Source organism: Streptomyces sp. ISL-12 (assembly GCF_018614415.1).
GTDB lineage: Bacteria > Actinomycetota > Actinomycetes > Streptomycetales > Streptomycetaceae > Streptomyces.
Map to the genome: position 1 here is coordinate 1 of NZ_JAGGOO010000094.1, position 19,742 is coordinate 19,742.

Sequence of the window (19,742 nt, forward strand, 5' to 3'; positions counted from 1 at the left end):
CAAACGACAGGCCCTAGGGGGTTCCTCCGGGGCGAGCCCGTCCGTACCGTCTGGGAGAAGCATGACAAGCAGGTTCACCGAGCTGACCGTCGACTGCCACGATCCGGAGAGGCTCGCGGCCTTCTGGTGCGAGGTCCTGGGCTTCGAGGTGATCGACCGGAGCGAGGGCAAGGTCGAGATCGGCTCCTGGGTGCCGGCCGTCGAGGACGTCCGGGCCCGCCAGATGCCGCCCACCCTGCTGTTCATCCGTGTGCCCGAGGGCAAGACGGTGAAGAACCGGCTGCATCTCGACGTCAGCCCGGTCGACGGCAGCACCGAGGACGAGGTGACCAGACTGCTCGGCCTCGGCGCCACCAAGGCGGACGTGGGCCAGGGCCCGGACCGGAACTGGGTGGTCATGGCCGACCCCGAGGGCAACGAGTTCTGCGTCCTGCGCACCCTGGCGCCGCCGCGGGACCAGCCGCCCGGCCCGTAAAGCCGGCGGCTCAGCCCAACTGCCGGTACCGCCCCCGGAAGTACGTCAGCGGACCGCCCTCCGCGCTCGGCACCCCTGCCGTCAGCACCCGGCCGATGACCAGCGTGTGGTCGCCGGCGCTCACCCGCTGCTCGGTGTGGCACTCCAGGGTCGCCAGCGCCCCGCCGACCAGCGGCGCGCCCGACTGCTCGCCGCGCACGTAGGGGATGTCCTCGAAGAGGAGGCGGTCGCTGAGGCGGCCCTTCATCGCGAAGCGGCCGGCGATGTGCCGCTGGCTCTCCGAGAGGACCGAGACCGCCCACCGGGGCTGCTCGTCCAGCAGGTCGTCCATGCGGGAGCCCTCGCGCAGGCTCACCAGGACCAGCGGCGGGTCCAGGGAGACGGAGAGGAAGGCCGTCGCCGTCATCCCCACGTCCTCCCCGAGCGGGGCGCTGGGGTCGTCCGGGTCCAGGGGCGGCTCCTGCGCGGTCACCAGGACCACGCCCGAGGCCAGCCGGGACATGGCGGCGCGGAACTCGTCGTTGCTCACTCCCTCAGCATGCACGGCGGCGGCGGGGGAGGGAGAGGACACGGTGGCGGGGCTGGTGTGGGACACGTCGCCACGCTAACGGCCGCCCCGCGGCGCCCGCATCGGGCTCCGGTCCCGGTCGGGAGACCTAGGACCAGGGGAGAGAACCACCGCGCGAAATTTGCGTTCAGGAAACGCACAGGGAAAGTGCGGAAACATCACGCAATTGTTCATCTTCTGCTGTGACTTGAGTCACAAGAGCTAGGAATTGTTGACCCTGTGTACCGAGTGGGCAGCGCGCTGTGATTCAGTGGCGGGGAAGCTGCAAGAGCATCGTCGACGCGTCATCGGGACCGCACCGTCGAGACCGGCGCGTCACCGAGCATGACGAGCGTCGAACCGCATGATCCGCATGATCCGGCAATGGCGCCGAAGATGACCCTTGATTCGCTGCGAGGTCTCGGGGGGAGGGCGAGCATGGAGACCGAGTCGGAGCCGTACGTCCGCCTTGCGTCCCTTCGGCAACTGCACCAGGCCATGGCCGACATGAACACGGCCCGCAGTCTGGCGGACACCCTGCAGACCGTCGCGGACGGCGTGGTCCACGCCCTCGGCTACGAGATGGCGTGCGTCAACCTGGTCCGCCCCGACGGCGACCTCGTCGTCGCCGCCTTCGCCGGGAACTCGGCCGCCGAGGCCCTCATCACCGGCCGCGTCGGCCCCCGCTCCTCCTGGGAGCGCCGCCTGAACATGGGCGAGCGGTGGGGCGACCTGATCTTCATCCCGCACACCGAGGGCTGGATCCTCGACGACGACGACGTACCGCAGTGGTACACCGACGGGCCCGCGCCCCGCTTCGAGGACGAGTGGCACCCCTCGGACCGCCTCTTCGCCCCCATGTACGCCCCCGGCCCGCAGGGCGGCGGCACCAGCGGCGAGCTGATCGGCGTCCTCTCCGTGGACCGCCCGCGCAACGGCCGCCGGCCCGGCGCCTGGGGCCGCGAGGCTTTGCAGATGTACGCGTTCCAGGCCGCCATAGCGATCAGCAACGCCCGGCTCCGCTCCAACATGCAGCGCGCCCTGGTCCGCCTGGAGCGCGAGCAGCAGGCCCTGCGCGCCAGCGAGGAGAGCTTCCGGCAGGCCTTCGAGTACGCCCCCTCCGGCATGGCCATCGCCGAGATGGGCGGCGACCAGCACGGCCGCATCCTGCGCACCAACGACGCGCTGTGCCGCCTGCTCGGCCGCCCCGCCTCCGCGATGCGCCGGTACTCCTTCTCCGACCTCGTCCACCCCGAGGACATAGGCACCCTGCTGCGCACCTCCGCCGAGGGCGGCCGGGCCGAGCTGCGGCTGCGCCGCCGGGACGGCTCCCACATCTGGACCTCGCTGCGCAACAGCGTCGTCGCCGACGCCGCCGACGGGCCCCGCTTCCTGCTCACCCACGTCGAGGACATCGAGGAGCGCAAGCGCCGCGAGCTGGCCCTCGCCCACCGCGCCTCCCACGACTCCCTCACCGGCCTGCCGAACTCCGCCGAGCTGCGCTCCCGCCTCTCCGCCCGGCTGTGCACCCGCCCCCAGTCGGCGCACCCCGCGGTCGACGCCATGGACGCCGCCTACGGGGACGCCCCGGCCGCCGACCCCGTCTTCGACTCCGGCGGCCACTACTTCGACTTCCCGCCCCACCCGGACCCGTACGAGGGTCACGACCACCACGAGCACGCGGTCACCCCCGAGGGCGACCGGGACGACGGCACCAAGGGGCTCGCGGTGCTCTTCTGCGACCTCGACGGCTTCAAGTCGATCAACGACCGGTTCGGGCACAACGCGGGTGACGCCGTGCTCATCGAGGTCGCCCGGCGGCTCTCCGGCGGCGTCCGGGACGGCGACACGGTGGCCCGGCTCGGCGGCGACGAGTTCGTCATCCTCGCCGACGGCCTCGGCCGGGCCGACGCCGCCGACCTCGCCGTACGGCTGCGCAACGAGATCATCCAGCCGATCCGGGCCGAGGGACGGGCCGTGCGGGTGGGCGCCAGCTTCGGCATCGGGTGGGCGCACTGCGGCATGACCGCCGACGAGGTGCTGAAGTCCGCGGACGAGCGGATGTACATCGAGAAACGATCTCGTCCCAAACAACACCGGCGGGCGGGATGATCCCCAGGTCAGCGAGTTGATGCGGTCCGAGTCACCCGTTCGGGTCACCGGCACCGGGTAGGCTCGGCCTCTCACCACGTACACCGCACCCGCACCGCACCTGGTTAGGAGACCTAGGGATGACGCCCGGCAACAACGGCGCGAGCACGCCCGAGGACGACGACCCCTTCGGCTACCTGTACGCCGACGGGCAGGCCAACGGGGCCCAGCCGCCGTCCGGTGGCTACGGCTACCCCAACTCGGTCAACCGCGTGCGCCCGGTCGGTACCCGCCAGTACGGCGGACAGGCCGCCGCCCAGCAGGCCGCCCCGCCCCAGCAGGGCGCCTACGGCCGGCCGAACGCGCCCTACGGCGCCCAGAACCCGCACTACGCCGCCCCGGAGACGCTCCCCGGCGGCGCCCCCGCCGCCCCGCACCAGCAGCCGGGACACGGCGGCGGGCACGGGGGCGGACACGGCGGCGGGCGTCGCGGGCCCAACACCAAGGGCCTGCTGATCGGCGCCATCGCGGTGGTCGCCGCCGTCGTCATCGGCATCGGCATCGCCATGACCAGCAGCGGCGATGACGACGACAAGAGCACCGACCAGGCCGGCGGGGCCGGCCCGACCCAGTCCCAGAGCAGCGGCGAACCCAGCCCGTCCGCCAGCGGCAGCGCGCAGAGCGACGCGGAGCTGCCGACGACCGACGCGGCCGGCCTCCAGCTCAGTGGTGCCTCCACGGCGTCCGACGTCGAGGGCGCCGAGTCGGAGGGCGGCACGTACGTGACCGGCCTCGACCAGAGCGGCGCCTCGGCCACCTGGACCGTCAACGGCATCCCGAAGGCCGGCGTCTACACCCTCTTCGCCCGCTACAGCACCGCCGACGCCGACCAGTCGATGACGCTGACGATCAACGGCAAGGAGTTCGGCAGCAAGCTGAACCTCGGCAACTTCGCCAATGCCAAGGACGGCGACTACACCAAGGGCTGGACCCAGACCTACGCCTACCCGTCTCTCAACAAGGGCACCAACACCATCTCCGTCTCCTGCCAGGACGGCGACAAGTGCGACATCCTGCTGGACCAGCTCTGGCTTAAGGAAGGCCAGGTCACCAGCTGACCCGGCGGCAGGGCCGTCAGGCCGCGTCGGCCTCCGCCGTCACCGTCACCCGGCTCAGCAGCTCCTCGTAGGCCCGTTGGTCGTACTCGCCCGCCACCGGCGCCAGCACCGTCGCCGCCGACAGGGCGACCGCGCGGGCCAGCCGGTCCGGCCAGGGCAGCCGCTCGGCCAGGCCCGACAGCAGACCCGCCACCGCCGAATCCCCCGCGCCGGTCGGATTGCCGCGCACCCGGGCGGGTGGGGCGGCCCGCCAGCGGCCCTCCCCGGTCACCGCCAGCAGTCCCTCGGCGCCCAGTGAGGCGACCACGGCCCGGGCGCCGCGCCGCCGGGCGTCCCGCGTGGCCCGCAGCGGCTCGTGGGAACCGGTCAGCTCGGCCAGTTCGTCGGCGTTCGGCTTGATCAGGTCCGGGCGGGCGGCCACCGCCCGGCGCAGCGGCTCCCCGCTGGTGTCCAGCAGCACCGGCACCGCGGCGGCGCGCGCGGCGCGCACAAGACCGGCGTAGGCACCCACCGGGACGCCCGGCGGCAGGCTGCCGCACAGGGCCACCGCGGAGACACCGGCGAGCAGATCCTCGTACGCCTCCTGGAACGTGTTCCACTCGGCGGGGGTGATCAGGGGGCCGGGTTCGTTCAGCTGGGTGGTGTCGCCGGTGTGCTCGTCGACGACGGCTATGGTGCGCCGGGTGGCGCCGGTGACCGGCAGCAGCGCGTCGACCAGCCGGGGCCGTCCGGTGAGGCCGTCCCGTACGGCACGTCCGGTGGCGCCGCCCGCGAAGCCGGTGACCGTCACCTCGTGCCCGAGGGACGACAGCACCCGGGCCACGTTGACGCCCTTGCCGCCGGGCCGCTCGGTCACCTCGGTGACGCGGTGGGAGGCGTGCGGCTTGAGCCCCGGGACACGGTAGGTGAGGTCGAGAGCGGTGTTCAGCGTGACCGTGAGGATCACCGGGCCGACCTCCCCCGACTACGTGCGGCGCCGCTGCCCTCGGCGGCGTGCGATGGTGCTCCGATCATGCCAAACGCGGGGCGGTCGGCCCAGTCCCGGGGCGAGAGGACCGGGCCGGCCCGGGGACGGATCAGCCCAGTTGGGGATCGACCACCCAGGCGCCCCGGCGCATCACGCCCACCACGTCGAACGCGGAGTCCAGCACCACCAGATCGGCGTCCTTGCCCGGCTCCAGCGAACCCACCCGGTCGTCCAGGCCGAGCAGCCGCGCCGGGTTGGCGGAGATCGCCGCGACCACGTCCTCGACCGGCAGCCCGTCCACCGTCACCGCCCGCTTGAAGGCGCGGTCCAGGGTGAGCGTGGAGCCGGCGATCGAACCACCCTCCACCAGCCGGGCCACACCGTCCGCGACCTCGACCTCCATCGGGCCCAGCATGTAGCGGCCGTCGCCGAAGCCGGCCGCGTCCATCGCGTCCGTGATGAAGGCGACGCGGCCGGCCCCCGCGTGGTGGAAGGCGAGCCGGAGCGCGGCCGGGTGCAGGTGGACACCGTCGTTGATCAGCTCGACGGTGACCCGCTCGTCCTCCAGCAGGGCCGTGATCGGACCCGGGGCCCGGTGGCCGATCGGCGGCATCGCGTTGAACAGGTGGGTGGCGACGGTGGCGCCCGCGTCGATGGCCCGGAGCGTCTGCTCGTACGTCGCGTCCGTGTGCCCGACCGCCGCGATCACGCCGTGCTCGGTGAGCAGGCGTACGGAGTCCAGGCCGCCCGGCAGCTCGGTGGCCAGCGTCATCATCTTCGCGTGGCCGTGCGCGGCGTCGATCAGCTTGCGCACCTCCGCCGGGTCGGGGTCGCGCAGCAACTGCTCGTCGTGCGCGCCCTTGCGGCACGGGGAGATGAACGGGCCCTCGAAGTGGATGCCGGCGATGTCGCCCTGCTGGGCCAGCTCGGCGAGCATCCCGGCGTGCCGGGCCAGGAAGTCCAGGTCGCCGGTGACGGCGGAGGCGACGACGGTGGTGGTGCCGTGGCGGCGGTGGGTCTCGACGCCCTGGAGGACGTCCTCGGCGGTGCCGCCGGCGAAGGAGGCTCCACCGCCGCCGTGGTTGTGGAGGTCCACGAAGCCGGGGACGATCCAGTGCGCGCTCAGGTCGATGACCTGGGCGTTCTCCAGAGCGGTGGTGGCGATCCGGGTGCCGTCCACGACGACCTGGCCCGCCTTCACGGTTCCGGCGGGGAGGACGACGTCGGCGCCGGACAGGACGAGGGGGGTTCCGGTCGTCGCCGGGTGCGGGTCCGTGGTGGCTGGTCGCGCCCCGCGACGGAGTCGCATATCGGCGCTGTCCCGCGCCCCTGAGGGCATGTCCGTCACGTCGGTTCCTCCGTACGGTTGAGTAGGTCCCAGGCCAGGAGCCCCGCGCCGAGGCATCCCGCCGTGTCGCCCAAGGCCGCGGGGACGATGGACGGCTGTGTCTGGAAGGTGATCCGGCGCGCGACGGCCTCCCTCAGCGGTGTGAACAAGGTTTCCCCCGCCTCCGCCAGGCCGCCACCGATGATCAGCGTCCGGGGGTCCAGCAGGGTCAGCGCGGTGACCAGGCCGTCGGCCAGGGCGTCCACCGCCTCCTGCCAGACCCGCGCGGCCCGTACGTCCCCGGAGGCGACGGCCTCGGCGCAGTCGGCGGCGTCCGCGTCGGGGTTGCCCGAGGCCGCCGCCCACGCCTGGCCGACGGCGCTCGCGGAGGCGTACCGCTCCAGGCAGCCGCGCTGCCCGCACGGGCAGGGAGTGCCGCCGGGACGTACGACGACGTGGCCGATCTCGCCCGCGAAGCCGTGCGCGCCGCCCTCCACCCGGCCGTCGATGCCGATGGCGCCCGCGATACCGGTGCCGAGGGGGACGAAGAGGAAGCGGTCGGTGCCCCGGCCCGCGCCGACGCGGCCCTCGGCGAGACCGCCGGTGCGCACGTCGTGGCCGAGGGCGACCGGGATGCCGCCGAGCCGCTCGCTCAGCAGGGCGCGCAGCGGGACGTCCCGCCAGCCGAGGTTGGCGGCGTAGACGGCGGTGCCGTGCGCGTCGTCGACGATGCCCGGGACGGCGACACCGGCCGCCGCGGGCGGCGTGCCGAACCGTTCCGTCCCCAGGACGCTCAGCTCGGCGGCGAACTCCAGGACGGACTCGACGACCGCCTCGGGCCCGCGGTCGCGGCCGGTGGGCCGGCGGGCCCGGTGCAGCGGCTCGCCGTCCGGCCCGGCCAGGGCGGCCTTCATCCCGGTGCCGCCCACGTCCAGGGCGATGACATGTCTCACGGGGAACAGTGTGGCCCGATGACCCGCGAGAGGTCTAGTCCACTGGGGTGGTGTAGACCTTGATCCGTTAAACGGACAACGATCGGCGCCATCCGGTCGGCGAAGCGGGGAGCGAACAGTGCAGCGGCGTGGAAAAGGGACGATCGCGGTGGTGTCCGCACTGGGCATGGCCGTGGTCCTCGGCGGCTGCGGCTCGGGCGGGTCGGACGAGGTGACCCTCCGCCTGGTCGCCGCCGACTACGGCGACAGCGAGTCCACCAGCTCCCAGCGGTACTGGGACGAACTGGCCGAGGCCTACGAGTCGAGCCACTCCGACGTGAACGTCGAGGTCACCGTCTACTCGTGGAACGACGTCGACCGGAAGGTCCGCGAGATGGTCGACGCCGGCAAGGCGCCCGACCTGGCCCAGATCGGCGCCTACGCCGACTACGCGGACGAGGGCCTGCTCTACCGCGCCGACGACCTGCTCTCCATCCCCACGCAGGCCAACTTCGTCTCCCAGCTCGCCGCCGCGGGCCAGGTCAAGGGGGTGCAGTACGGCCTGCCGTTCGCGGCCTCCACGCGCGTGCTGTTCTACAACAAGACCCTCTTCGCCAAGGCCGGCCTCTCCGCGCCCAAGAGCTGGGACGACCTCGCCGAGGCCGCCGAGGCGCTGAAGGCGCAGGGGGTGACGTACCCGTACGCTCTGCCGCTCGGGCCCGAGGAGGCGCAGGCGGAGACCATGCAGTGGCTGCTCAGCGGCGGAGGCGGCTACACCGACACCGTCGGCACCTACACCATCGACTCCGCGCAGAACGTCGCCACCTTCACCTGGCTCAAGGACGAGCTGGTCGGCAAGGACCTGACCGGCCCGGTCGCGCCCGGCAAGCTCAACCGGGCGGACGCCTTCGCCGCGTTCGCCAAGGGCGAGGTCGGCATGCTCAACGGCCACCCGTCGCTGATGGCGATGGCCGAGAAGAACGGCGTGAAGTACGGCATGGTGCCCACCCCCGGCGTCGACGGGGAGAGCAGGAGCACGCTGGGCGTCACCGACTGGATGACCGCGTTCAAGAAGAACGGCCACCAGGAGGAGGTCGGCGACTTCCTCGACTTCGTCTACGACGACGACAACGTCCTCGACTTCTCCCGCCGCTACGACCTGCTGCCGGTCACCGCCTCCGCCTCCGAGACGATGGCGGCGGCCGAGGAGGACGAGCACCTGAAGCCCTTCCTCGACGAACTGCTGACCTCCGAGCTGTACCCGGTCGGCGAGACCTCCTGGGCCACGGTCAGCGCGGAGATCAAGAAGAACATCGGAAAGGCGGTCGCCTCCGGCGGGGACCCGGAGTCGGTGCTCCGGCTGCTGGAGACCACCGCGAACCAGGCCGAGAGCGCCGGGTAGCGCGGGACGGCGCCGTCGCCCGCTGTCGGCGCCCGGCGTTACGGTGCGGACATGGATGAAGGTGAGCAGCAGCCGCTGGGGGAGCGGGAGCGGCGCGTCCTCGCGCTGGAGCGCCGCGGCTTTTCCGGCCCCGGCGCCAAGGAGCGCGTGATCCGCGAGGAACTGGGCCTCGCCCCCGTCCGCTACTACCAGCTCCTCAACGCCCTCCTGGACGACCCCCGGGCCCTGGCGGCGGACCCGGTGACGGTGAACCGCCTGCGCCGCGTCCGCGAGTCCCGACGGGCGGAGCGCTGAGGCGGGTTGGTCGCTGGGGCGTGTGCGCGGTGGAGGCGGGCGGGTGGCTCGGGCGGGGCGGGTCGCTCAGACGGGCGGGTCACTGAGGCGGGCGGACGCTGAGGCGGGCGGACGCTGAGGCGGCCGGGTCGCTAAGGCCGGCGGGCCACCGAGGCGGCCGGTCAGCGGGGTGGCCGGTCAGCGGGGTGGCCGGGTCAGCGGGGCGGCTGGGCCACCGAGGCGGCTGGGTCACCGAGGCGGCTGGGTCCCCGGGCCTCCGGGTCACCGAGGCGGCCGGTCAGCGGGGTGGCCGGTCACCGAGGCGGCTGGGTCACCGAGGCGGCTGGGTCCCCGGGCCTCCGGGTCACCGAGGCGGCCGGTCAGCGGGGCGGCCGGTCAGCGGGGCCCCCGGGTCACCGAGGCGGCCGGATCACCGCGCGGGGCCTGCGATCGTCAAGGCGCCCCCCGGGTCACGCTCACGCCGACCGAGCGCAGAGGCGTGCGACCCGTCCCGCCGGGATAGGTTCGCGGTATGGGCAGCCACACGGACGCAACCCCCGACCCGCTGGACCACCTGCCGACGCCCGCCACCGAGGCCGGGCGCGAAGGGCTCGACGGGCTCCTCGCCGACCCAGGCCGGGCGGTGATCGCACTCGACTTCGACGGCACGCTCGCCGAGATCGTGCCCGACCCCGACCAGGCCCGCGCCCACCCCGGCGCGGTGCCCGCGCTGGCCGCGCTCGCCCCGAAGGTCGCCTCCGTCGCGGTGATCACCGGCCGCCCGGCCGAGGTCGCCGTCCACCACGGCGGCTTCGCCGGCGTACCCGGCCTGGAGCACCTCGTCGTCCTCGGCCACTACGGCGCCGAACGCTGGGACGCCGCCACCGGCGCCGTCACCGCCCCGGCCCCGCACCCCGGGGTCGCCGCAGTCCGCGCCGAACTGCCCGGACTGCTGGCCGGGGCCCCGGACGGCACCCGGACCGAGGACAAGGGCCGCTCCGTCGCCGTCCACACCCGCCGGGCCGCCGACCCACAGGCCGCCTTCGAGGCCCTGCGCGCCCCCCTCACCGGCCTCGCCGCCCGCCACGGCCTGATCGTCGAGCCCGGCCGCATGGTCCTGGAACTGCGTCCGCCCGGCATGGACAAGGGCGCCGCCCTCCTGGACCACGTCGAGGGCATCGGCGCCGGCGCGGTCCTCTACGCCGGCGACGACCTCGGCGACCTCCCCGCCTACTCCGCCGTCGACCGGCTCCGCACCGAGGGCACCCCCGGCCTGCTGGTGTGCAGCGGCAGCGACGAGGTGACGGAACTGAGGAAGCGCGCGGACGTGGAGGTGGACGGCCCGGCCGGGGTGGTCGCCCTGCTCGGCGCGCTCGCCCGGCGCCTGGCCTGAGACAACGTCACAGCGCGTCTCCCCGTGTGTCACAGGCCCGTCCTGACGCCACTCACGGGGCAACCGGCCCGGCGCCCCCGGGCCTCCTCCACGACGAGAAGCCCGCTCACCCGGGCCCGCAACCGTGGAGGAGAGACCATGTCCGCTCGCAAGGCCCCGAAGCCCGCCCGCAAGGCCCCGCTGCTCGCCCTCGTCGCCCTCGCCGCCGGCCTCTCCCTCACCGCCTGCGGCGGTGGCGGCGACAGCACCGCGGCGTCCCCGGCCGCCGCGACCGCCGACGCGAGCACCCCGCCGGCCTCCGCCTCGGCCTCCGCGTCGGCCGGCGCGTCCGCCCAGGGCACCGCGGACAACACGCGCACGGACCCGGCCGCGACCACCGGGACCGACCTGAGCTGCACGGACCAGCTCGACTACACCGGCGACCCGCGCTCGAACGCCGAGATCAACTCCATCGGCGCCGACACGGGCACCTGCCCGGAGCCGCTGTCGGGCACGCCCGCGGACAAGACCTCGAAGTGCACGGACCAGCTGAACTACGCCGACGACCCGCGCTCCAACGCGGAGATCAACTCCATCGGTGCCGACACGGGCACCTGCCCGGAGCCGCTGTCGGGCACGCCCGCGGACAAGACCTCGAAGTGCACGGACCAGCTGAACTACGCCGACGACCCGCGCTCCAACGCGGAGATCAACTCCATCGGCGCCGAGACCGGCTCCTGCCCCGCACCGCTGTCGGGCACGCCCGCGGACAAGACCTCGAAGTGCACGGACCAGCTGAACTACGCCGACGACCCGCGCTCCAACGCGGAGATCAACTCCATCGGCACGGACACCGGCTACTGCCCGGCGGTCCGGACGAAGTAGTGGGTGGAGCCGCCGCCCCTCACCCCCGCAACGCCTCCAGCTGCTCCAGGAACCACCGCGCCGGCGGCAACGCGGTCGCCGCCGCAGCCAGCCGCTTCGACCGCTCGGCCCGCTCTCCCGCCGGCAGGCCGAGCGCCTCGTGCAACGCCTCCGCCGTCCCCGTCACGTCGTACGGATTGACGACCACCGCGTCCTCGCCCAGCTCCTCGAACGCCCCCGCCTCCCGCGACAGCACCAGCGCGCACCCCTCGTCGGAGACGACCGGCACCTCCTTGGCGACCAGGTTCATCCCGTCCCGGATGGGGTTGACCAGTGCCACGTCCGCCAGCCGGTACGCCGCGAGCGACCGCGCGAAGTCGTCCTTGACGTGCAGCACGACCGGCGTCCAGCCGTCCGTCCCGTACTCCGCGTTGATCTCCTCGGCCACCCGCCGCACCTCGGCCGTGTACTCCCGGTAGACCGCGAGGTCCTGCCGGGACGGGTAGGCGAACGCCACGTGCACCACCCGCTCGCGCCACTCGGGCCGGTCCGCCAGCAGCCGCCGGTAGGCCAGCAGCCCGCGCACGATGTTCTTCGACAGCTCGGTCCGGTCGACCCGCACGATGGTCTTCCGCCCCGGCCCGATCTGCTCCCGCAGCGCCGCCATCCGCTCGTCCACGTCGGGCTCGTGCGACCGCTCGCGCAGGAAGTCCGCGTCGGCCCCGAGCCCGTGCACCCCGACCACGGTGTCCCCGAGCCCGCCCACCAGCGCGTCACAGCACGCGGTGAACGCCTCGGCCCACCGCCGGGTGAGGAACCCGAGCCGGTCCGCGCCCAGCATCCCGCGCAGCACCTGCGCGGCGATGTCGTCGGGCAGCATCCGGAAGTACTCCACCGGCGCCCACGGCGTGTGCGAGAAGTGGCTGATCCGCACGTCCGGGCGCAGCTCGCGCAGCATCCCCGGCACCAGCGTCAGGTGGTAGTCCTGCACCAGCACGGCCGCGCCCTCGGCGGCCTCCTCGGCCAGCGCCTCGGCGAAGGCCCGGTTGAACGCCTCGTAGGACGCCCACTGCCGCCGGAACTCCGCGTCGAAGACCGGCTCCAGCGGCGTCTGGTACAGCATGTGGTGCACGAACCACAGCACCGAGTTGGCGATCCCGTTGTACGCGTCCGCGTGCACGTCCGCCGGTACGTCCAGCATCCGCACGCCGTCCTCGCCGACCCCGCGCCGCACCGCCTCGCGGTCGCCGTCGGACAGCGCCGAGCACACCCACAGCGCCCCCGCGTCCGGCCCGATCGCCGACAGTCCGGAGACCAGCCCGCCGCCTCCGCGTTTCGACCGCAGCGAACCGTCCTCGCGGATCTCGTACGAGACGGGGCCACGGTTGGAGGCCACCAGCACCTGAGCAGCACCGAAGGTTGAAGCCATACGCCTCAACCTAGCCCGGCCGCCACCAGCTCAAACGTACGTTCACGCCACCTTGCGCCGCGCGTACTCCGCGATCTCCAGCATGGGCGGCCGTTCCTCGGTGTCCACCGAGAAGGTGCGCGGCTCGAAACCGTCCTCGCCGCGCTCGAACTGGGTCAGCGACGGCCGGATCAGATGGCCGCGGGCCAGCCGCAGCTGCGCGGTGCGGTAGATCGCGGCGGACATCCGGCCCAGCGCCTGCCCGTCCTGGTGCCGGTGCTTGCGCACCCCGACGTCCACCTGGGCCAGCGCGTCGAGCCCCACCAGGTGCAGCGCGTCCACCAGCATCCCCAGCTCCACCCCGTACCCCACGGGGAACGGCAGCCGTTCGAGCAGCGAGCGGCGGGCCGCGTACTCGCCGCCCAGCGGCTGCACGAACCCGGCCAGTTGCGGCCAGTGCATGTTCAGCAGCGGCCGGGCCATCAGCTCGGTGACCCGGCCGCCCTGCCCGGCGGCGGTGCCCAGCGGACGGTCGTACATGGCCTTGACCAGGTGCACGTCCGGGTCGGTGAGCAGCGGACCGACGATGCCGGTGACGAAGTCGGACGAGAACTCCCTCAGGTCCGCGTCCACGAACGCCACGATGTCGCCGCCCGTCACCAGCAGCGACCGCCACAGCACCTCGCCCTTGCCGGGCACGGGCGCGATCCGCGGGAGGATCTCGTCGCGGTGCGCGACGCGGGCGCCGGCCGCCGCGGCCACCTTCGCGGTGGCGTCCGTCGACCCGGAGTCGACCACCACGATCTCGTCGACCAGCGGCACCTGGCACATCAGGTCGTGCCGGATCGCCGCGACGATGTCGCCGACCGTCTCCTCCTCGTTCAGCGCGGGAAGCACCACACTGACCGTCTGGCCCGTGCGCTGCTTGGCGGCCAGGATCTGGTGCAGCGGCCGGTCGGACACGGACCAGGAACGTGCGCTGAGCCAACGCTCGACTTCTTCCAGCACGGTCTGCGGCTCCTCCCTGTACGGACCACGCACCCCTTATGTGATCCATCTCGCGCATCGGACGACTATCTCAACTGTCCTGGCCTTCGGTTACAGTCTTGAACAACGCGGATGACCATCGCATGTCGGGGGTGGCCGCCGCTGACAACCACATACAGCTCATCCAGAGGGGCAGAGGGACACGGCCCGATGAAGCCCCGGCAACCCTCCAGTCGGCACTCGTGAAGAAGCGAGGCTCCCGGCTCGGGAAGGTGCCAAATCCGTCTCACGGCGAGATGCGTCGTGAGGAAGATGAGGAGAAAGGGCCTCGCCTCCATGGCTGTGCAGACTGCCGAAAGCACCACCACTCCCGCCGCCTCCGTCGATCTCGGCCCCGCCACGGCGCTCTCCTGCCGGGAATGCGGCCACCGCGTGCCCCTCGGCCCGGTCTTCGCCTGCGAGGAGTGTTTCGGCCCACTGGAGATCGCTTACGACTTCTCGTCCTACGACACCGAGAAGCTCCGCGCGCGCATCGAGTCGGGCCCCACCAACATCTGGCGTTACGCGCCCCTCCTCCCCGTCCCCGCCGACGTCGCCGACAAGCCCAACATCAACCCGGGCTGGACCAAGCTCGTCAAGGCCGACCACCTCGCCGCCGAGCTGGGCGTCACCGGCGGTCTGTACGTCAAGGACGACTCCGGCAACCCGACGCACTCCTTCAAGGACCGCGTCGTCGCCCAGGCCCTGGAAGCGGCCCGCGCCTTCGGCTTCACCACCCTCTCCTGCTCCTCCACCGGCAACCTGGCCGGTGCCGTCGGCGCCGCCGCCGCCCGCGCCGGCCTGCGCTCGTGCGTGTTCATCCCGCACGACCTGGAGCAGGGCAAGGTCGTCATGGCCGCGATCTACGGCGGCGAACTCGTCGGCATCGAGGGCAACTACGACGACGTCAACCGCTTCTGTTCCGAGCTGATCGGCGACCCGGCCGGCGAGGGCTGGGGCTTCGTCAACGTCAACCTGCGGCCGTACTACGCCGAGGGTTCCAAGACCCTGGCGTACGAGATCTGCGAACAGCTCGGCTGGCGGCTGCCCGACCAGCTCGTCGTGCCCATCGCCTCCGGCTCCCAGCTCACGAAGATCGACAAGGGGCTGAAGGAGCTGATCCAGCTCGGCCTGGTCGAGGACAAGCCGTACAAGATCTTCGGCGCGCAGGCGGAAGGCTGCTCGCCGGTCTCCACCGCCTTCAAGGCCGGCCACGACGTGGTCCGCCCCCAGAAGCCGGACACCATCGCCAAGTCCCTCGCGATCGGCAACCCGGCCGACGGCCCCTACGTCCTCGACATCGCGCGCCGCACCGGCGGTGCGGTGGAGGACGTCAACGACGAGCAGGTCGTCGACGCGATCAAGCTGCTGGCGCGGACGGAGGGGATCTTCGCGGAGACCGCCGGCGGTGTCACGGTGGGCGTGACGAAGAAGCTCATCGAGGCGGGGGTGCTGGACCCGGCGCTGACCACCGTCGTGCTCAACACCGGGGACGGCCTGAAGACGCTGGACGCGGTGGCAGGGACCGGGCTCACGGCGACGATCCGGCCGAACCTCGCATCGTTCCGCGAGGCGGGACTGGCGTGACGCGCCCCTACGTAGATTCCCTGACCGGAGGTTTCAAGTGAGTGTCTCTGTCCGCATCCCGACCATCCTGCGCACCTACACCGGCGGGCAGGCCGAAGTGACCGCCGAAGGGGCCACCCTCGGCGAGGTCATCGCCGATCTGGAGAAGAACCACACCGGCATCTCCGCCCGCGTCCTCGACGACCAGGGCAAGCTGCGCCGCTTCGTCAACGTGTACGTCAACGACGACGACGTCCGTTTCGAGCAGGGCCTGGAGACGGCCACCCCCGACGGGGCCGGCGTCTCGATCATTCCGGCCGTCGCGGGCGGCTGACGCGGTCACCCACCGTCCCCCGAATTGCCCCCTCCGCAATAGAAGCGGAGGGGGCAATTCCATGTGGTTGAGCGCGGTAGAGTTGGGGAACGCGCCGATGATCGCTAAAGCGTGAACTCCGAATTCCTGCCGTACACCCGACCAGATGTAGCCAAACTGTGGGCGTACTTTGCGGCTTTTGTGGCCTTTGCGTGGCCCGACTTGCCCCGGATTCCTGCGATTTCTCGCCATATTCCGGACCGCTCCCGTCCAGATTTCTCGTCCAATTGACCTGTTGCAGAGGGCAGTTGGACAGATACATTCGGCCGCGGTCGACGCGTTCCGGCGCACGCCTCCAGAGCCTTTCGGGGGCGAGGTCTGACCCGGATCCGCGAAGTGCGGGTCTGTGCAAGGGCCAGTAATAGGGGAGTTAGGCATGGCTCAGGGCACCGTCAAGTGGTTCAACGCGGAGAAGGGGTACGGCTTCATCGCGGTCGACGGTGGTGCGGATGTTTTCGTCCACTACAGCGCGATCCAGATGGACGGCTACCGCACCCTTGAAGAAGGCCAGCGGGTCGAGTTCGAGATCTCGCAGGGCCAGAAGGGCCCGCAGGCCGACATGGTCCGCGTCACTGCCTGATACGCGCGACCACCGCAGCGAAGGTCTTCTCCGGAGGGCCCGCGTCTCACCGAGGCGCGGGCCCTCCGGCATGTCCGGCCCCTGTCCGGCCCCTGTCCGGCCCTGTCCGGAACGTGCCCGGGACGTGTTCGCGGGCGGCTGAGCGCCGCCCCCGATCCGGGGGAGGCGCTTGCGCCCGCCCGTCGCCCGACCACCACCCCTCATCGAGCCCTCTTCGAGGGCGCACCTTGCACTCGGAGGGGTCGAGTGCTAATCATTGCGTTAGCACTCTGAAGGTGAGAGTGACAACGAAGGACCGGGTCGGTGAGGCCCGCGGGCCGCCGTGGGGAAGGAACCACGAGGCCGGCGAGCCGTCCGTCGCGGGCGCGGGCGCGGTCCGAAGGAATCACCCCCAGTCCTGGAGGGACCACTTCACATGGCCAAGATCATCGCGTTCGACGAGGAGGCGCGGCGCGGCCTCGAGCGCGGCATGAACCAGCTCGCGGACGCCGTCAAGGTGACGCTCGGCCCCAAGGGCCGCAACGTCGTCCTCGAGAAGAAGTGGGGCGCCCCCACGATCACCAACGATGGTGTCTCCATCGCCAAGGAGATCGAGCTCGAGGACCCGTACGAGAAGATCGGCGCCGAGCTGGTCAAGGAAGTCGCCAAGAAGACGGACGACGTCGCCGGTGACGGTACGACCACCGCGACCGTTCTCGCCCAGGCCCTGGTGCGCGAGGGTCTGCGCAACGTGGCGGCCGGCGCCAACCCGATGGCTCTGAAGCGCGGTATCGAGAAGGCCGTCGAGGCCGTCTCCGCCGCCCTCCTGGAGCAGGCGAAGGACGTCGAGACCAAGGAGCAGATCGCCTCCACGGCCTCCATCTCCGCCGCCGACACCCAGATCGGCGAGCTGATCGCCGAGGCCATGGACAAGGTCGGCAAGGAAGGCGTCATCACCGTCGAGGAGTCCCAGACCTTCGGTCTGGAGCTGGAGCTCACCGAGGGTATGCGCTTCGACAAGGGCTACATCTCGGCGTACTTCGCCACCGACATGGAGCGTATGGAGGCCGTCCTCGACGACCCGTACATCCTGATCGCCAACTCCAAGATCTCCAACGTCAAGGACCTGCTCCCGCTCCTGGAGAAGGTCATGCAGTCGGGCAAGCCGCTGCTGATCATCGCCGAGGACGTCGAGGGCGAGGCCCTGTCGACCCTGGTCGTCAACAAGATCCGCGGCACCTTCAAGTCCGTCGCCGTCAAGGCCCCGGGCTTCGGCGACCGCCGCAAGGCCATGCTCGGCGACATCGCCATCCTCACGGGCGGCGAGGTCATCTCCGAGGAGGTCGGCCTCAAGCTGGAGAACGCGACCCTGGACCTCCTGGGCCGCGCCCGCAAGGTCGTCATCACCAAGGACGAGACCACCATCGTCGACGGCTCCGGCTCCGCCGACCAGGTCGCCGGCCGGGTCAACCAGATCCGCGCCGAGATCGAGAACAGCGACTCGGACTACGACCGCGAGAAGCTCCAGGAGCGCCTGGCCAAGCTCGCGGGCGGCGTCGCGGTCATCAAGGCCGGTGCCGCCACCGAGGTGGAGCTCAAGGAGCGCAAGCACCGCATCGAGGACGCCGTGCGCAACGCCAAGGCGGCCGTCGAGGAGGGCATCGTCGCCGGTGGTGGCGTGGCCCTGCTCCAGGCCTCCCAGGTCTTCGAGAAGCTGGAGCTGGACGGCGACGAGGCGACCGGCGCCAACGCCGTGAAGCTCGCGCTGGAGGCCCCGCTGAAGCAGATCGCCGTCAACGGTGGTCTCGAGGGCGGCGTCGTCGTGGAGAAGGTCCGCAACCTCACCGTCGGCCACGGCCTGAACGCCGCGACCGGTGAGTACGTCGACATGATCGCCGAGGGCATCATCGACCCGGCGAAGGTGACCCGCTCCGCCCTGCAGAACGCCGCCTCCATCGCCGCGCTGTTCCTCACCACCGAGGCCGTCATCGCCGACAAGCCGGAGAAGGCGGGCGCCGCCCCGGCCGGCGGCGGCATGCCGGGCGGTGACATGGACTTCTGATCGACCCCGAGGGTTGATCGAGCGTCCTTCGTTCCGAGGGCGGCGCCTCCTGTTGTTCCGACAGGGGGTGCCGCCCTCGGGCGTTTTTCCGTGGCCCCGACGGTCACTGTGAACCGGGTCACGGACAGGAGACGGCGGGAATGCCGTGAGCGGGGAGACGGGTTGTGCGTAGGGCGCGCGTTGTATGCGTGTGCACATACCGTCCGGTTCCACCCTCCCGACATAGGAGCCCTCCGTGACCGACGCCGCCTCCCGCGCCGCCGAGATCCTCTCCCGGCCCACCACGATCAACGGCCTGACCGTGCCGAACCGCATCGCGATGGCGCCGATGACCCGCATGTTCTCGCCGGGCGGTGTCCCGGGCGAGGACGTGGTGTCGTACTACGCCCGCCGCGCCGCCGCCGGTGTCGGACTGATCGTCACGGAGGGGACGTACGTCGGTCATCCCTCCGCCGGGCAGAGCGACAGCGTGCCGCGGTTCCACGGTGAGGAGCAGCTGGCCGGGTGGGCGAAGGTCGCCGAGGCGGTGCGCGCGGCGGGCGGCGCGATCGTGCCGCAGCTGTGGCACATCGGGATGGTGCGCAACGACGGGGAGCCGCCGTTCGCCGACGCCCCGGCCGTCGGGCCGTCCGGGCTGCGGCTCGGGGCGGACGAGGCCACCGGCAAGGCGATGACGCAGCAGGACATCGACGACGTGGTCGCGGCGTTCGCGCAGGCCGCCGCCGACGCCGAGCGCATCGGGTTCCACGGGGTCGAGATCCACGGGGCCCACGGCTACCTCGTCGACCAGTTCCTGTGGGAGGGCACCAACCGCCGTACCGACGCCTACGGCGGCGACCCGGTGGCCCGTACGAAGTTCGCCGCGGAGATCGTGGCGGCGGTGCGGGAGCGGGTCTCGGCGCGGTTCCCCGTCATCTTCCGGTTCTCGCAGTGGAAGTCGGACAACTACGGCGCCCGTCTCGCCCGGACCCCCGAGGAGCTGGACGCGATCCTCGCGCCGCTCGCCGCCGCCGGTGTCGACGCCTTCCACGCGTCCACGCGGCGCTACTGGCTGCCGGAGTTCGACGGCTCCGACCTCAACCTCGCGGGCTGGACGAAGAAGCTGACCGGCAAGCCCGTCATCACCGTCGGCTCGGTGGGGCTCGACGGCGAGTTCGGCAAGGCGTTCACGGGCGAGGGCGCGGCGGTCAAGGGCCTCGACGAGCTGCTGGACCGGCTGGAGCGCGACGAGTTCGACCTGGTCGCCGTCGGCCGGGCGCTGCTCCAGGACCCGCGGTGGGCCGAGAAGGTGCTGTCCGGCCGTCTCGACGAGCTGGCCCCGTTCGACCCGGCGGCGCTGAAGACCCTGAGCTGAGCCGGTGCCCGACGGGGCGTAGGGTC

At 72.1% G+C, this 19,742-nt stretch carries 18 protein-coding genes and 1 riboswitch; of the genes, 12 read left to right on the forward strand and 6 right to left on the reverse strand.

The annotated features are described in order from the left end of the window. Positions 1 to 61 precede the first annotated feature (61 nt). Positions 62 to 475 carry a VOC family protein gene (locus J7I94_RS24790; protein ID WP_215170165.1) on the forward strand — a complete coding sequence of 138 codons (414 nt, stop codon included), beginning with the start codon at positions 62 to 64 and terminating at the stop codon, positions 473 to 475. A 10-nt stretch (positions 476 to 485) separates the two neighbouring features. Here J7I94_RS24790 and J7I94_RS24795 read toward each other — a convergent pair whose 3' ends face one another. Continuing rightward, positions 486 to 1,070 (reverse strand): flavin reductase family protein, encoded by a 585-nt coding sequence (locus J7I94_RS24795; RefSeq protein WP_215170167.1) that lies wholly within the window; start codon positions 1,068 to 1,070, stop codon positions 486 to 488. 390 nt (positions 1,071 to 1,460) lie between these two features. Between J7I94_RS24795 and cdgB the strand changes: the two genes are divergently transcribed. Then, a complete protein-coding gene (cdgB, locus tag J7I94_RS24800; RefSeq protein ID WP_215170177.1) occupies positions 1,461 to 3,134 on the forward strand; it encodes a diguanylate cyclase CdgB in 1,674 nt (557 codons plus the stop codon). Positions 3,135 to 3,253: 119 nt separating this feature from the next. Further along, a complete protein-coding gene (locus J7I94_RS24805; RefSeq protein WP_215170179.1) occupies positions 3,254 to 4,231 on the forward strand; it encodes a carbohydrate-binding protein in 978 nt (325 codons plus the stop codon). Positions 4,232 to 4,247: 16 nt separating this feature from the next. Here the strand turns inward: J7I94_RS24805 and J7I94_RS24810 are convergent, their stop codons facing one another. The 3 genes from J7I94_RS24810 to J7I94_RS24820 all read right to left on the reverse strand — a co-directional run bounded on the left by J7I94_RS24810 (position 4,248) and on the right by J7I94_RS24820 (position 7,478). After that, the gene (locus J7I94_RS24810; RefSeq protein ID WP_215170181.1) at positions 4,248 to 5,177 is read right to left on the reverse strand and encodes a 1-phosphofructokinase family hexose kinase; all 930 of its coding nucleotides are present in this window, start codon (positions 5,175 to 5,177) and stop codon (positions 4,248 to 4,250) included. A gap of 130 nt (positions 5,178 to 5,307) precedes the next feature. Then, the gene (nagA, locus tag J7I94_RS24815) at positions 5,308 to 6,507 is read right to left on the reverse strand and encodes an N-acetylglucosamine-6-phosphate deacetylase (RefSeq protein ID WP_251075685.1); all 1,200 of its coding nucleotides are present in this window, start codon (positions 6,505 to 6,507) and stop codon (positions 5,308 to 5,310) included. A 35-nt stretch (positions 6,508 to 6,542) separates the two neighbouring features. Next, entirely contained in the window at positions 6,543 to 7,478 is a 936-nt protein-coding gene (locus J7I94_RS24820; protein ID WP_215170183.1) for an ROK family protein, read from the reverse strand. 166 nt (positions 7,479 to 7,644) lie between these two features. Here J7I94_RS24820 and J7I94_RS24825 point away from each other — a divergent pair, with 166 nt between their 5' ends. The 4 genes from J7I94_RS24825 (at position 7,645) to J7I94_RS24840 (ending at position 11,389) form a co-directional block, all read left to right on the forward strand. Then, positions 7,645 to 8,859: an ABC transporter substrate-binding protein gene (locus tag J7I94_RS24825; RefSeq protein WP_215170221.1), complete on the forward strand. Its 1,215-nt coding sequence runs from the start codon at positions 7,645 to 7,647 to the stop codon at positions 8,857 to 8,859. 51 nt (positions 8,860 to 8,910) lie between these two features. Continuing rightward, positions 8,911 to 9,153 (forward strand): DUF3263 domain-containing protein, encoded by a 243-nt coding sequence (locus J7I94_RS24830; RefSeq protein ID WP_215170184.1) that lies wholly within the window; start codon positions 8,911 to 8,913, stop codon positions 9,151 to 9,153. Between the two features lie 511 nt (positions 9,154 to 9,664). Next, on the forward strand, positions 9,665 to 10,525 hold the full coding sequence (otsB, locus tag J7I94_RS24835; protein WP_215170186.1) for a trehalose-phosphatase: 861 nt from the start codon (positions 9,665 to 9,667) through the stop codon (positions 10,523 to 10,525). Between the two features lie 138 nt (positions 10,526 to 10,663). Further along, positions 10,664 to 11,389 carry a hypothetical protein gene (locus J7I94_RS24840; protein WP_215170188.1) on the forward strand — a complete coding sequence of 242 codons (726 nt, stop codon included), beginning with the start codon at positions 10,664 to 10,666 and terminating at the stop codon, positions 11,387 to 11,389. Positions 11,390 to 11,408: 19 nt separating this feature from the next. On the opposite strand, the gene J7I94_RS24845 is transcribed toward J7I94_RS24840, so the two are convergent. Together J7I94_RS24845 and J7I94_RS24850 are read right to left on the reverse strand one after the other, a co-directional pair. Continuing rightward, on the reverse strand, positions 11,409 to 12,797 hold the full coding sequence (locus tag J7I94_RS24845; RefSeq protein ID WP_215170190.1) for a trehalose-6-phosphate synthase: 1,389 nt from the start codon (positions 12,795 to 12,797) through the stop codon (positions 11,409 to 11,411). 42 nt (positions 12,798 to 12,839) lie between these two features. After that, a complete protein-coding gene (locus J7I94_RS24850) occupies positions 12,840 to 13,784 on the reverse strand; it encodes a glucosyl-3-phosphoglycerate synthase (RefSeq protein WP_215170192.1) in 945 nt (314 codons plus the stop codon). A 156-nt stretch (positions 13,785 to 13,940) separates the two neighbouring features. Beyond that, a riboswitch (SAM riboswitch) is annotated at positions 13,941 to 14,082 on the forward strand. A gap of 17 nt (positions 14,083 to 14,099) precedes the next feature. Between J7I94_RS24850 and thrC the strand changes: the two genes are divergently transcribed. The 5 genes from thrC to J7I94_RS24875 all read left to right on the forward strand — a co-directional run bounded on the left by thrC (position 14,100) and on the right by J7I94_RS24875 (position 19,716). After that, complete coding sequence (gene thrC, locus J7I94_RS24855; protein ID WP_215170194.1) at positions 14,100 to 15,389, forward strand: threonine synthase; 1,290 nt, start codon at positions 14,100 to 14,102, stop codon at positions 15,387 to 15,389. Positions 15,390 to 15,426: 37 nt separating this feature from the next. Further along, on the forward strand, positions 15,427 to 15,702 hold the full coding sequence (locus tag J7I94_RS24860; RefSeq protein ID WP_215170196.1) for a ubiquitin-like small modifier protein 1: 276 nt from the start codon (positions 15,427 to 15,429) through the stop codon (positions 15,700 to 15,702). Positions 15,703 to 16,117: 415 nt separating this feature from the next. Beyond that, positions 16,118 to 16,321, forward strand: a complete 204-nt coding sequence (locus J7I94_RS24865) for a cold-shock protein (RefSeq protein ID WP_004986573.1) — start codon at positions 16,118 to 16,120, stop codon at positions 16,319 to 16,321. Positions 16,322 to 16,736: 415 nt separating this feature from the next. Beyond that, positions 16,737 to 18,362, forward strand: coding sequence for a chaperonin GroEL (gene groL / locus J7I94_RS24870; RefSeq protein WP_215170198.1), 1,626 nt, complete (start codon positions 16,737 to 16,739; stop codon positions 18,360 to 18,362). A gap of 235 nt (positions 18,363 to 18,597) precedes the next feature. After that, complete coding sequence (locus J7I94_RS24875; RefSeq protein WP_215170200.1) at positions 18,598 to 19,716, forward strand: NADH:flavin oxidoreductase; 1,119 nt, start codon at positions 18,598 to 18,600, stop codon at positions 19,714 to 19,716. The last annotated feature ends 26 nt before the right edge of the window (positions 19,717 to 19,742 follow it).